This window comes from Roseobacter sp. MH60115, assembly GCF_015644665.1.
In the GTDB taxonomy this organism is placed as follows: Bacteria; Pseudomonadota; Alphaproteobacteria; order Rhodobacterales; family Rhodobacteraceae; genus Roseobacter.
Genome location: NZ_JADOBQ010000005.1, coordinates 427,539 through 440,995 on the forward strand (window position 1 = coordinate 427,539; position 13,457 = coordinate 440,995).

A 13,457-nucleotide genomic window follows, 5' to 3' on the forward strand; every position below is an offset into this window, starting at 1 on the left:
CCTTCAGCAAAGGATCGACACGCCGTGACCACACCTGCCGATGCCGAGACGCGCCGCGCCGTCAAACCCGCAATCTGCTATCCGGTGGAGACGCTGCCCGCCCCTGATATGGCGCTCTACGATCAGGCGCGCAGGGAGCTGACCAAACTTGATGAGGTGCTCGTGCCAGCCCGCGAGGCCCGTTGTTTCGCCGTGCCCGCCGGACATTTCTTTCGCATCACCAGTGTCGAGGGGCCGCAGGTAGGCGATTTAAACCTGCACAATGCGTCAGATCTCAGTGAACGGTTCTATTCTGGCAAGACCCGCGCGCTGCATGGCACCCACATCACGCGAGGGGAACGGATGTGGTCATCCTTTCCGCATCTGCGCCCCATGGCAACGATCACCCACGATACGCTGGGATGGTACGGGATCGACACCTTCGGTGGCTCGGTGCATGACGTGATCGGCACGCGTTGTGATCCCTACACCCATGCGCTTTTGTCGGACGGCGGGCAGTACCATCACTGCTGTCACTCCAACCTCACGCGGTCGCTCGCAGCACATCTGGGCGTGCCACGCGCCGAGGCGGAGCCCTTGGTACATGACGTGCTGAACGTCTTCATGTGCACTGGGTTCACCCGTGACACCGGGCAGTACTTCATGAAGGCAAGCCCGGTGCGCCCCGGTGATTTCCTGGAGTTCTTTGCTGAGATCGATCTGCTCGGAAACCTCTCCGCTTGTCCGGGCGGCGACTGTTCGTCCGAGCATTCCAGCGATACGGCCCCCTGCCACCCGCTACTGGTCGAGGTGTTCAGCCCGGCAGAGGGCCGCTTGACCGGATGGCAGTCGCCTGCCGTCAATAGCTATGACCGCAGTCATGGGGCGTGATCAGCTGAACGCAGCCTCAAGCGCGATCTCGACCATGTCGCCAAAGGTCTGCTCGCGATCCTCTGCGGGCAGCGCCTCGCCCGTCTGCAGGTGGTCGCTGACCGTGAGGATCGCCAAGGCCCGGCGGCCATGGCGTGCCGCGAGCGTGTAGAGCTCTGCCGCTTCCATTTCGACCCCCAGAATACCGTGGCGCACCATCTGCTCGTCCAGATCGGGGCGCTCCGCGTAGAAGACATCCGAAGAATAGATCCCACCGACATGGGTTGTCGTGCCCCGTGCCTTCGCGGCTGCGACCGCAGCGGCCAGCAGGTCGTAGCTGGCCGTCGGCGCAAAATTCACCTCCTTGAAAATCCCGGAGGAGGGCGAGGTGATCGTGGTCGCCGACATGGCGATGATCACGTCACGCACCGACACATGAGGCTGCATCCCACCGCAGGAGCCGATGCGGATCAGGGTCTGTGCATTATATTGTGAGATCAGCTCGTTGGCATAGATCGACAGGGACGGCATACCCATGCCGGACCCTTGGATCGTGACCCGATTGCCTTTGTAGGTGCCGGTGAATCCCAGCATCCCACGGACTTCGTTGACCAGCTTGGCGCCGTCCAGAAATGTCTCCGCCGCCCATCGTGCGCGGTAAGGATCGCCGGGCATCAAGACGGTTTCGGCAATATCGCCGGGGGCGGCGCCAATGTGGATCGTCATATGGTCAGATTTCCATGGTTTTGGGGTCAACGCCCGCTGCCAGCGCGTCCCGGTACCAACCGGGTTGACGCCCCATGCCGCTCCATGTCTGCTTGGGGTCGGTGGGATTGGCATACTTTGGCTCACGCGGCTTTTTTGGAGCCGTTTTCGGTGTCCGCTTTGGCCCTGGAGCGGTACCAGTGGTGAGTTCGTCGAGTTTGAAACCGAACTTTGCTGCCGCCGCTGCCGCCGCTTTTTTCGCTTCGCGCCGTTCTTTGTTTTCTATTATTTTCAATGCTTTATGTGCGTCTTTGATCAGTTTTTCCAACTGTTTGCGCGTCATTTTTGACAGGTTTGCCATACCGCCTCTCCCTTGAATGGTCGGCGATTGATACAACTACGTATTGGCCAGATACAAGTGCGTCTCTTCAAGTGTGTCTTGCAGGACACTATTCCGCGGCGACTGCCTGCGGATCGGCGAGTGTCACGATGTCCATCATGATGGTATTGAGCTCGAAATCCTTGGGCGTGTAGACCCGGGCGACCCCCATGGACCGCAGACGTTCCGCGTCATCATCCGGGATGATGCCGCCAACGATGACGGGCACATGGCCAAGGCCTGCCGCGCGCATCTGGTCCATCAGATCCTCCACCAATGGGATGTGGCTGCCGGACAGGATCGACAGGCCGACCACATGGGCATTGTCCTCCTGCGCCGCCGCAACGATTTCTGCAGGTGTCAGACGGATGCCCTCATAGGCGATATCCATGCCGCAGTCCCGCGCACGCACGGCGATCTGTTCGGCCCCGTTCGAGTGGCCGTCGAGCCCTGGTTTGCCGACAAGAAACTTGAGACGCCGACCCAGTTTGTCGCTCACGACATCCACCGCCTCGCGCAGATCATCCAGACCCTCGGTCTTGTTCGACCGCGCGCCTGACACGCCCGTCGGGCCCCGGTATTCGCCATGCACGGCCCGCATCTGGGCGGCCCATTCGCCGGTTGTCACACCCGCCTTCGCCGCCGCGATGGAGGGGGCCATCACATTGCGCCCGTCGGCAGCAGCCGCGCGCAGATCGGCCAGCGCCTCGTCTACCGCCCGCTCGTCCCGGTCAGCACGCCAGGCGTCCAACCGTGCGATCTGTTCCGCCTCGACCGCCGGGTCGACCACCATGATGCCGCCATCACCTGTCATCAGCGGCGAGGGCTCGCCTTGCTGCCACTTGTTTACGCCGACGACGATGGTTTCACCCGCCTCGATCCGGCCCAGCCGTTCCGCGTTGCTGTCGACCAGCCGCGCTTTCATATAGTCGATGGCCTCGATGGCGCCGCCCATGCCGTCAAGGTTCGCCAGCTCGTGCCGCGCGCCGTCTTTCAACGCTTCAACCTTGGCATCCACCGCCGGGTTGCCATCGAAAAGATCGTCGAATTCCAGCAGGTCCGTCTCATAGGCCATGATCTGTTGCATCCGCATGGACCACTGCTGGTCCCAAGGGCGGGGCAGGCCAAGCGCCTCGTTCCACGCGGGCAATTGCACGGCGCGGGCGCGGGCCTTTTTGCTGAGCGTCACCGCCAGCATTTCGATGAGAATACGGTAGACGTTGTTCTCAGGCTGCTGTTCGGTCAGGCCCAGCGAGTTCACCTGCACGCCATAGCGGAAGCGGCGGAACTTCGGGTCCTCGACGCCATAGCGTTCGCGGCAAATCTCGTCCCAGAGATCCACAAAGGCACGCATCTTGCACATCTCGGTGACAAAGCGGATGCCTGCATTCACGAAAAACGAAATGCGACCGACCACGGCCGGGAAGTCCTCCGCCGCCACACGCGGTTTCAGCGCATCCAGCACCGCAGTGGCGGTGGCCAGCGCAAAGGCCAGTTCCTGCTCCGGCGTCGCGCCCGCCTCCTGCAGATGGTAGGAACAGACGTTCATCGGGTTCCATTTGGGCACGTTGGTATAGCAATACTCCGCCACATCCGCGATCATCTTGAGGCTGGGCGCGGGCGGGCAGATATAGGTGCCGCGGCTCAGATATTCCTTGATCAGGTCGTTCTGGACCGTGCCCTGCAGCTTCGAGACATCGGCGCCCTGTTCCTCAGCCACCGCAATATAGAGCGCCAGCAGCCAGGGAGCCGTCGCGTTGATCGTCATCGAGGTGTTCATCTGCTCCAGCGGGATCTGGTCAAACAGCGTGCGCATGTCGCCCAGATGGCTGACCGGAACACCCACTTTACCCACTTCGCCCCGCGCGAGCACGTGATCGCTGTCATAACCCGTCTGGGTGGGCAGATCGAAGGCCACCGACAGGCCGGTCTGGCCCTTGGCGAGGTTCGACCGATAAAGCGCATTGGACGCCTGGGCAGTTGAGTGACCCGCATAGGTACGGATCAACCAGGGGCGGTCTTTCTTGGCGTCGGACATGGCAACCTCGTGAATCAGGCAAAGCAATTTTATTACGTCACAAGACTGATACTTGGAATATTATGCCAATGTCAATTCGCTGCGTTGCGGCATGGCCGGTTATTTTGCCGGGTTCTGCCAGAGCATCTGCGTTGCCGATTTGAACCTGAAAACGTGGCGAAAGGGTCCCGTGCGCTCAATCCCATGCGGTACAAAGCCTTCCCGCAGATAAAGCGCCTTGGCACGGGGATTGCTGTCAATAACGTCAAGGCGCACGGCGGGCTTTCCCATGGCCTGCGCCTGTGATTTGACCGCTCCGAGCAGGGCGGTCCCAACACCCAACCCGCGCGCGCTTTCATGCACGCATATGCCGTCCATCAGCAGGACGTCCGGTGCCACGTCCCGTTCTACAACGGAGAGGGTCAGGCCGCGCCAAACGGCACCCCAGGTGCCGTAGACGGCTTGCAAATCCTTGAAATCACCGCCAACCAGCGCCCCTTCCGCCGTCTTGAACCCCGCAATACCAAGGATGCGTCCATCAGGTCCGCGTGCGACCAGCGCAAACGCCGGATCGATCACGGCACACAGGAATTCCCGCGCGCGCGGGTCCGGCCCCAGTACACGCCCCAGTTTATAGCCGAAGGCTTGCCAGTAGAGGGCTGCGAAGATGGGCCTCTCATCGGTGTCGAAGCCAGATGATATCTCGTATGCCATGCATTTGATATTGTTCTTGCCGCCCTGTCCTGCAAGGGTCGCCCCATGACGCAAGTCGTTGAAATACCGTTGTGGCTGTTCGTGCTGATCGTGCTCTTTGCAGCCGTGACCTTTGCGTCGCACTTTCTGTTTCCCTCTGTCCGCTGGTTTTTCAGGCGAAGGTTGGAGCGCGCGGTCACGCGCCTGAACGAACGTCTGACCCGGCCCATTGAACCCTTCAAGCTGGCGCGGCGCTACGACATGATCCAGCGGTTGATTTACGATCCCGAGGTCACACGCGAAATCGTCAATCATGCGCAGACAAACAAAGTCCCCGAAAACGTGGCCTTCGAACGCGCCCGTGCCTATGCGCGAGAGATCGTCCCGAGCTTCAGCGCCTTCACCTATTTTGGCCTTGGTACGCGCATGGCGCGCCTGCTGGTCAATTCGATCTATTCGGTTTGGACCGGGCCGCACAATGACGAGGTGATCCGCTCCATCCCAAAGGATGCGACGGTGGTCTTCATCATGAACCACCGCTCGAACATGGATTACGTCCTGGTGACCTATCTTGCTGCACGGACCTCTGCCTTATCCTACGCGGTGGGGGAATGGGCGCGCGTCTGGCCGCTGAGCCGTCTGATCCGGATGATGGGAGCGTACTTCATCCGGCGCAAATCGCGTGGCGGGCTCTATCGCAAGGTGCTGGCGCGTTACGTGCAGATGGCAATTTCGGGCGGGGTCGCGCAGGGTATCTTTCCCGAAGGCGGGCTCAGCCTGAACGGGCGTCTGATGCCGCCGCGGCTGGGGCTTTTGTCCTACGTGGTCGAAGGACATGATCCAGAGGGGCGGGATGTGGTCTTTGTGCCTGTGGCCATCAACTATGATCGCGTCCTCGAGGATCGGGTCCTGATCGCGGCGGGAAAGCGCGGTGACCGCCGCTTTGGAGCGCGGATCTCCGTTGTGGTCCGGTTCATCCTCAGCAAGTTCTGGCAGGGGCTGCGAGGGCGCGTCACGCGCTTCGGCACGGCGGCGGTTGCCTTTGGGCAGCCGCTGTCGTTGAGCGCCTTCGGCGCGGACCGCCCCGTCGAAGAGCTTGCGGATGATCTGATGCGCCGTATCGAGGCGGCCATGCCCGTGCTTGCGGTGCCTCTGGTCTGTCATGTCCTGCAGGCCCGCAGTGAACCGCTGCCCGAGGCCGTGCTGATCGACGAGGTCAAAGCCGCGCTCGAGCTGCTGTCGGTTTCCACACCGCCGAGTATCTCCGAAGACCTGCCCGCTACCATAACCGCGGCCTTGGGTCAGTTGCGCAAACATGGCGTGATGGAAAGAACGGCGGACGGATGGCACCCGTTGCCCGATCAGCAGGCCGTTGTCAGTTACTATGCGAACTCGATCGCGCACTGCTTTGAGGATGCCGCATCTGCAGCATAAATTTCTGCGCCTGCAGGGTCATAAAATTACAAAAAGTAAGCTGTAGATGTTGCAATGTTGCGCGGCACTGCATATTCAATCCCCACAAGCCGCGATTCTGCATTGCGGCATCATTGATTTGAGTATGTCGCTAAGCAGGAGGCTTGCATGGCACTGGATACCACCATCGCGCGCTACGAGGCGCCGGAAAAAGACCTCTATGAAATGGGTGAAATGCCCCCCATGGGCTATGTGCCCAAACAGATGTATGCATGGGCGATCCGCCGGGAACGGCACGGTGAACCCGACAGCGCAATGCTACAGGAGGTCGTGGAGGTCCCGAAGCTCGACAGCCAGGACGTGCTGGTGCTCGTGATGGCCGCCGGGGTCAACTACAACGGCGTCTGGGCCGCACTTGGCGTGCCGATCAGCCCTTTTGACGGGCACAAACAGCCCTATCACATCGCCGGGTCGGACGCCTCCGGCATCGTCTGGGCTGTGGGCGACAAGGTCACGCGCTGGAAGGTGGGCGACGAGGTTGTGATCCATTGCAACCAGGACGACGGCGACGACGAGCACTGCAACGGCGGCGACCCGATGTATTCGCCGAGCCAGCGGATCTGGGGCTACGAAACCCCCGATGGGTCCTTCTCGCAATTTACGCGGGTCCAGAGCCAGCAACTGATGCCGCGCCCCAAACACCTGACCTGGGAAGAGGCGGCGTGTTACACACTGACACTTGCCACTGCCTACCGGATGCTCTTCGGGCACGAACCGCACGACCTCAAGCCCGGCCAAAACGTGCTGGTTTGGGGCGCATCCGGTGGCCTTGGATCGTACGCGATCCAGCTGATCAACACCGCGGGCGCCAATGCCATCGGCGTGATCTCTGATGAGAGCAAGCGCCAGTTTGTCATGGATTTGGGCGCCAAGGGCGTTCTGAACCGGAAGGATTTCAACTGCTGGGGGCAGCTGCCAACGGTGAACACGCCGGAATACGGTGAGTGGTTCAAGGAAGCGCGCAAGTTCGGCAAGGCGATCTGGGACATCACCGGCAAGGGCGTGAACGTCGATATGGTGTTCGAACACCCAGGCGAGGCGACCTTCCCCGTCTCCACCTTCGTGGTGAAGAAAGGCGGCATGGTCGTGATCTGCGCGGGCACCACCGGCTTCAACCTGACCTTTGACGTGCGTTACATGTGGATGCACCAGAAGCGTCTGCAGGGCAGCCACTTTGCGCATCTGGCGCAAGCCTCGGCGGCGAACAAGCTGATGTTGGAGCGGCGGCTTGATCCCTGCATGTCAGAGGTCTTCACTTGGGCGGACCTGCCGCAGGCGCATATGAAGATGATGCGCAACGAGCACAAACCCGGCAACATGTCCGTTTTGGTGCAGGCGCCGACGACCGGGCTGCGGACCCTCGAAGATGCGTTGGAGGCACGCCGTTAATCTAACATCGAGTTGTTTAAACATGACGAACGCCCGCGAATCACGTATAGGTTGCGCGGGCGTTTCTCGTTATGGTTGTGACGCTCTTTAGTATCAATTACTTACAAAATCCGACCTCGCTATTTCTGGGGAGTTAATAACTGCGAATTTTCAACGCTTGTTCACACATGTTATAGTTGTGTTAATCTTTCATTAACCTTTAAGAGGCGAGTCTGCTATGCGAAGTGATTGGATTTTGGACGTTCTCACGGACTTGAAAACATTTGCGACAGCAAACGACTTGCCGGTGTTAGCCGAGCAGTTGGATGATACCGCGATTGTTGCTCTTGCCGAGATCGCCGCCCTTCACGAGAGGACGCAGGGCACGGCACATGGTAGCGAACACGACGGTGGAGGAAGTCTTGGCGGAGCTGGAGCAGGCGGACACGCTTGAATCCATACAGGACGCCATCCTCAAACTCAGGGAGTATTTCGAAGTCGAAAATATGGTCTACCACTGGGTGGACAGTGCCGGGGAACAATATGGTTACGGCACCTACCCGCTGGAATGGGCCACAAGGTATCAAGAGCAGAACTATATCCGGATCGATCCGGTCATCGCCGGATGTTACAAACGCTTTCACCCGGTGGATTGGAAGAAACTCGATTGGTCCGGCAAGGCCGTGCGCGCCTTTCAGGCAGAAGCGGTGGAGTACGGCATCGGCACCCAAGGCTATTCCATTCCCATCCGGGGGCCTAACGGTCAGTTCGCCCTCTTTACGGTGAATCACACCTGCGATGACGCGGAGTGGGAAAAATTTACGGAGGATAATCGGCGCGAACTGATCCTGATCGCGCATTATTTTAACCAAAAGGCGCTCGAGTTCGAACCGAACCGGGCGCCGGAGCAATCACAATCGCTGTCGCCACGCGAAATCGACGCGATGACGCTGCTTGCAATCGGGTACAGCCGGGCGCAAGTGGCTGAAACGCTGTCGATTTCCGAGCATACGCTGCGGGTCTACATCGAGAGCGCGCGCTTCAAACTGGGGGCGTCGAACACCACCCATGCGGTCGCCAGAGCGCTGAGCCGCGGCCTTATTGTCGTGTAAAATCGCCGCCTGAAACGGCTTCATCCGTTAACGTGACGCACGCCGTGGTTGGCCAGCGTTAAACATCCTCAAGCTAATCCTTTGCTCATCCCGCGCTCTGACCAAAGGACACAACATGCTTCGTTACATCTACGCCGATCAGCTTTCCCGCCATAAAAAACTTGCTCAATCCATGTTTCAGGATCGTGCGGATCAGTTCAAAACGCGCCTGGGATGGGAAGTCAGCGTGGACGAACAGGGGTTCGAGCGGGACGAGTATGACGCGATGAACCCTCTCTATGTGATCTGGGAAATGCCCGACGGCACCCACGGCGGGTCCATGCGGTTCCTGCCGACAACAGAACGGACCATGGTCAACGATCACTTCACCCACCTGATGGGCGGGGGCACAATCACCAGCCCGCTCATCTGGGAATGCACGCGCTTTTGCCTGAACCGCGAGGCGCCAAGCCGTGTCGCCGCAGCCCTGATGCTGGGTGGCGGGGAAATCATGAGTGGATTTGGCGTGAAGCATTTTGTCGGGGTCTTCGACGCGCGCATGGTGCGCATCTACCGGATGATCGGGTCCTCGCCAGAGGTTCTGGGCAGCGAAGGCAAAGGGCGTGACGCTATCAGCATCGGTTTGTGGGAGTTTGCACCCGAAGCACAGGCGAAGGTCGCTCTGCGGGCTGGCGTGTCGCCGGAACTCTCCCGCCTGTGGTTCGACCGGGCATTCGGACGCGAAGTGGCGCGCCAATTGGCCTGCGCGGGCTAAATCCGCTCAGGTGACATCTGGTCCCTGTCGCGCGGCCCCTGTAGGGTCGCGCCATGACCACACCCGCGCTGACTTTCTCCGACGACCAAGCCGCAGCTTATGACAGCGTGACAGAGGTCCTGCGCGGGTCTGGCATCGATCTGGATGATCAACTTCTGACACCGCCCAAAAGCTCGGTTGCCTCCGTCATGGCCATCACAGGCAAGGCGGGATCGGGCAAAACGCTGCTACTGGCGGAGCTCTACAAGGCGCTGGAAGGCGCCGGTGTCGAGGTCGTCTCGGGCGATTACGAATCCCGCAAACGCCGCGACAAGCGTACGCTGGCCATTCTTGCACCAACCAACAAGGCCGCGAGTGTTCTGCGTCTGCGCGGTGTGCCTGCGACCACGATTCACCGCATCCTTTACACGCCGGTCTACGATCCGGAATATGAACGTATCGCGGAGTGGCTGGCGGCCAATGGAGAGCGTCCTGAGATCGACGGGCTGACCGATGTGGCCCTCGACCGGGCGGCAGCCTTCTACGCCACCAACAAGTCGATTCCCGGCGCCTTGGCGGCGGCGGGTCTGCGCGGGTCGGATTTCATCACCGGCTGGAAACGGCGCGAAGAGCCGTTGGACATCGGCTTTGTCGATGAATCGTCGATGCTGGACGACAAGCAATTCGAGGATCTCAAGGAGATTTTCCCGACGCTCTTGTTGTTTGGCGATCCTGCTCAGCTTGCGCCGGTCAACCAATCAGGTGCGATGGTGTTCGAGAAGCTGCCTGAGAGGCGGGTACTCGCACTGAGCCGCATTCACCGGCAGGAAGCGGACAATCCGATTCTCGATCTTGCCCATGCGCTTGGCGATCCTGATCTGGGGTTTGAGCAATTTGAGCGTATGGTGGAAGAGGCGGCAGCACGTGATGACCGGGTTGTCTGGGGCCAGCGGGTCGAGGTCGATCTGATGGCGCGCAGCCCGGTGCTGGTCTGGCGGAATGCCACGCGCATCCGCCTGATCAATGCCTTCCGTCAGGTGCACGGTGCACCAGAGGATGCGCTGCTGGAGGGCGAGCCGCTGATCTGTGACGGTTTGGAATTGCCGTTGAAACATCGCAAGAAGCGGCTTGATCTGGAAGCGCGTGGGCTGATCAAGGGCGCGCAGGTGATCTATCTGGGGGAGGGGCGCAAACCCGGGTTCAGCCGCTTGCATGTGATGGGGGCGGAAGATCCGCAAGTCTCTGCGGCGTCAATTGTGAAGATCGAAAAGCCGGACGAGGAAGAGCCCTTTATCCCCTTTGCGGCCCGCATGGGCGCGACCTTTCTGCATGGTGCGGCGGTGACCATTCACAAGGCCCAGGGCAGCCAGTGGGACACGGTTCAGGTCTTTGCGCCTGATCTTTATGCCGCTGCACGGATGGGCCGTTCAGAAGCCGGACAGCCCCTGTGGAAACGGCTTGCTTATGTGGCGATCACACGTGCTCAGGAGCGGCTGATCTGGGTGGTCCGCAACCGGTTGTCGATGCCGACGGGGCCGCTGGCGGTCGATGACTTGCGTGCCGTGCCCACCGCGCCATTGGCGCTATCCGAACCGCAACCGGAGGAATTACTATGAAATCGATCATCATCACTGGCGCTAGTTCGGGCATTGGTCACGCAACCGCAGAGATGTTTCTGGAGGCCGGCTGGCGCGTCGGTCTGATTGCGCGGCGCGCAGACCGGCTTGAGGCGCTTGCTGACCGGTTTGAAACCGCGGTGCCGCTGCCTGCCGACGTCACGGATGCACCGGGCATGCAGGCGGCGTTCGATGCATTCGGCCATCTCGATGTACTCTTCAACAATGCGGGCCTCTTTGGCCCTTCGGCGACAATCGACGAGGTCGATCTGCAGGACTGGGCCGAGGTGATGCAGGTGAACGTCGGTGGCATGTTCATTGCCGCGAAACTGGCCTTTGCGCAAATGCGCCGCCAGAAACCGCAGGGCGGCCGGATCATCAACAATGGTTCACTGTCAGCCTACGTGCCGCGCCCGAATTCAGTGTGCTATACCACGACCAAACATGCGGTAACGGGGCTGACCAAGACGCTGTCGCTGGATGGGCGGCCTTTCGGCATTGCTTGCGGGCAAATCGACATCGGCAATGCGGAAACCGACCTGCTTGCACAATTGAAAAAGACGCAGCCAGGCACGGCGACGATGGACGTTCAGAATGTCGCGCGATCTGTCCTGCATATGGCCGGGATGCCCCCGGAAGCGAATGTGCAATTCATGACCGTCATGGCGAGCACAATGCCGTATATCGGGCGAGGGTGACACCAAGGGTGGGCTTCAGGCCACCCTTTCGGTTCAGGCACGGAACATTCTGAAGACGGCGGATGCAGCCCAGCCTGCGGCAATGGCGATGGCGATGGACATAATCCCGTAAAGCAATGGTTGCCCCCGCGACAACTCAAAGAGCCAGCGTTCCAAACCAACCTTCTGCACGTCGATTGTCGTGTCATAGCTGGAGATCACCTGACCATCGCGCGTCAGGAAAATGCGCGTCACGTAGTCGCCCTCGGTCAGCGCGGCCGGCAGGCGGACAGCCGTGCGAAACAATGTCTGTTCGCTGACGGTAACCGCGTCCTCACGCAGTTGGTAGAGATCTGATCGGCTGCGGATGCGGATGAGCGCCTCGGTGAAGCTTTCGGCATCGCTGATGTTCGAGGGTGCACCAACCGAGCGGATGGCGCGTGGCACGGATATCTTGTGGCGCAGATCCTCCACATCCTTAAGCACCTCGCGCAACGGGCCGCTGGTCTGCACCGCGTAAAAGCTGGGCGCGCGATCCACTTCGACGGCATCCGTATTCACCCAGATGCCCAGGCGTTTGGCTTTGCGCCGTACGGTCAGAGGTGTGGACGGGCCTGCAACGGTCACGATGACCTCGATCGGTGGTCCTTCGGGAATGGCCTGCTCCCGCTTCACGGCGCCGAAGATCAGGATATCGGAGCCGTCAAAGCTCGTGGTGATCGACACCTTGTCCTTGCTGAGGCCCAAGACGACTTCTTCGGCCCATAGCGGCCCTGTGCAGAGCAGCAGAAGCGTCAGGAGACCGGTCAGAAAACGGGGCATCACGCTCAATGCCCCGTGGCCGCACCGACGGAGTAGAGCTCCGACGGCATCAAAAGCAAATCGAGGGCCAGCTTGCCGCAGACTGCAAGCACCATGAGGGCCAGCAGGATGCGCAGCTGTTCGGCCTTCATCTTGACGCCGATGCGCGTCCCGATCTGCGCACCGATCACCCCCCCCACCAGAAGCAGCACCGCCAGAACAATATCCACGGTAAAGTTCGTCGTGGCGTGCAGCAGCGTGGTAAAGCCGGTCACGAAAATGATCTGAAAAAGCGATGTGCCCACGACAACCTTGGTCGGCATGCCGAGCAGGTAGATCATGGCGGGCACCATGATAAAGCCGCCACCCACACCCATGATCGCCGCCAGAATGCCGACGGCCACACCCACCAGCAGCGGGGGGATCACGGAGATGTAGAGACCGGAGACCCGGAACCGCATCTTGAAGGGCAGCCCATGGATCCAGTTGTGCTTCTTGCGCGCAGGCGGCTTGCCGGACTTGGTCTTGCGGATCGCGTTCAGGCTTTCCACGAACATCAGCCCGCCGATCACGCCAAGGAAGATGACATAGCAAAGCTTGACCAGCAGATCGACCTGGCCCTGTGCCTTGAGGTAGTTAAAGACCACAACCCCCAGCGCGGCACCGATGAGGCCCCCTATGAGCAATACCGTGCCCATCCTGAGGTCCACCGTCTTTCGCTTCAAATGCGCCAACACACCTGAGAAGGAAGAGGCGACAATCTGATTGGCTTCGGTGGCCACGGCCACGGCGGGCGGAATGCCGATCATGAAAAGCAGGGGCGTCATGAGGAACCCGCCGCCCACACCGAACATGCCCGACAGGATGCCGACGATCCCACCCAAGCCCAGCAACAAAAAGGCGTTGACCGAAACTTCGGCGATGGGAAGGTAAATTTGCATGTCCCCTGTTAGAGCACAGGGGGGTGCAAAATCAATGCCCCTTGCTGCCCTGCAGCAATCAGGACTGACATAAAAGGCCGAACTGGCCTTATG

At 60.4% G+C, this 13,457-nt stretch carries 13 protein-coding genes; 7 read left to right on the top strand and 6 right to left on the bottom strand.

Features of this window, described 5'->3' with window-relative positions; translation table 11 throughout:
* Positions 1-24 precede the first annotated feature (24 nt).
* Complete coding sequence (locus ISX84_RS17950; RefSeq protein ID WP_195821753.1) at positions 25-870, top strand: urea carboxylase-associated family protein; 846 nt, start codon at positions 25-27, stop codon at positions 868-870.
* On the opposite strand, the gene deoD is transcribed toward ISX84_RS17950, so the two are convergent.
* The 4 genes from deoD to ISX84_RS17970 all read right to left on the bottom strand — a co-directional run bounded on the left by deoD (position 871) and on the right by ISX84_RS17970 (position 4,664).
* The gene (gene deoD, locus ISX84_RS17955; protein ID WP_195821754.1) at positions 871-1,575 is read right to left on the bottom strand and encodes a purine-nucleoside phosphorylase; all 705 of its coding nucleotides are present in this window, start codon (positions 1,573-1,575) and stop codon (positions 871-873) included.
* Positions 1,576-1,579: 4 nt separating this feature from the next.
* Positions 1,580-1,915 (bottom strand): H-NS histone family protein, encoded by a 336-nt coding sequence (locus ISX84_RS17960; RefSeq protein WP_195821755.1) that lies wholly within the window; start codon positions 1,913-1,915, stop codon positions 1,580-1,582.
* A gap of 88 nt (positions 1,916-2,003) precedes the next feature.
* On the bottom strand, positions 2,004-3,971 hold the full coding sequence (locus ISX84_RS17965; RefSeq protein WP_195821756.1) for a protein meaA: 1,968 nt from the start codon (positions 3,969-3,971) through the stop codon (positions 2,004-2,006).
* Positions 3,972-4,070: 99 nt separating this feature from the next.
* On the bottom strand, positions 4,071-4,664 hold the full coding sequence (locus ISX84_RS17970; protein ID WP_195821757.1) for a GNAT family N-acetyltransferase: 594 nt from the start codon (positions 4,662-4,664) through the stop codon (positions 4,071-4,073).
* A gap of 45 nt (positions 4,665-4,709) precedes the next feature.
* Here ISX84_RS17970 and ISX84_RS17975 point away from each other — a divergent pair, with 45 nt between their 5' ends.
* The 6 genes from ISX84_RS17975 to ISX84_RS18000 all read left to right on the top strand — a co-directional run bounded on the left by ISX84_RS17975 (position 4,710) and on the right by ISX84_RS18000 (position 11,643).
* Positions 4,710-6,077 carry a 1-acyl-sn-glycerol-3-phosphate acyltransferase gene (locus ISX84_RS17975; RefSeq protein WP_195821758.1) on the top strand — a complete coding sequence of 456 codons (1,368 nt, stop codon included), beginning with the start codon at positions 4,710-4,712 and terminating at the stop codon, positions 6,075-6,077.
* Positions 6,078-6,224: 147 nt separating this feature from the next.
* Entirely contained in the window at positions 6,225-7,505 is a 1,281-nt protein-coding gene (ccrA, locus tag ISX84_RS17980; RefSeq protein WP_195821759.1) for a crotonyl-CoA carboxylase/reductase, read from the top strand.
* A 371-nt stretch (positions 7,506-7,876) separates the two neighbouring features.
* Positions 7,877-8,596 carry a helix-turn-helix transcriptional regulator gene (locus ISX84_RS17985; protein ID WP_195821760.1) on the top strand — a complete coding sequence of 240 codons (720 nt, stop codon included), beginning with the start codon at positions 7,877-7,879 and terminating at the stop codon, positions 8,594-8,596.
* A 115-nt stretch (positions 8,597-8,711) separates the two neighbouring features.
* Positions 8,712-9,350 (top strand): acyl-homoserine-lactone synthase, encoded by a 639-nt coding sequence (locus tag ISX84_RS17990; protein ID WP_195821761.1) that lies wholly within the window; start codon positions 8,712-8,714, stop codon positions 9,348-9,350.
* A gap of 53 nt (positions 9,351-9,403) precedes the next feature.
* Positions 9,404-10,945, top strand: a complete 1,542-nt coding sequence (locus tag ISX84_RS17995; RefSeq protein WP_195821762.1) for an ATP-dependent DNA helicase — start codon at positions 9,404-9,406, stop codon at positions 10,943-10,945.
* Positions 10,942-11,643: an SDR family oxidoreductase gene (locus ISX84_RS18000; protein WP_195821763.1), complete on the top strand. Its 702-nt coding sequence runs from the start codon at positions 10,942-10,944 to the stop codon at positions 11,641-11,643. The genes ISX84_RS17995 and ISX84_RS18000 overlap by 4 nt, the downstream gene beginning before the upstream one ends.
* A 33-nt stretch (positions 11,644-11,676) precedes the next feature.
* On the opposite strand, the gene ISX84_RS18005 is transcribed toward ISX84_RS18000, so the two are convergent.
* Together ISX84_RS18005 and ISX84_RS18010 are read right to left on the bottom strand one after the other, a co-directional pair.
* On the bottom strand, positions 11,677-12,444 hold the full coding sequence (locus ISX84_RS18005; RefSeq protein WP_195821764.1) for a TIGR02186 family protein: 768 nt from the start codon (positions 12,442-12,444) through the stop codon (positions 11,677-11,679).
* 5 nt (positions 12,445-12,449) lie between these two features.
* Positions 12,450-13,364: a sulfite exporter TauE/SafE family protein gene (locus ISX84_RS18010; RefSeq protein ID WP_195821765.1), complete on the bottom strand. Its 915-nt coding sequence runs from the start codon at positions 13,362-13,364 to the stop codon at positions 12,450-12,452.
* Between the last annotated feature and the right edge of the window lie 93 nt (positions 13,365-13,457).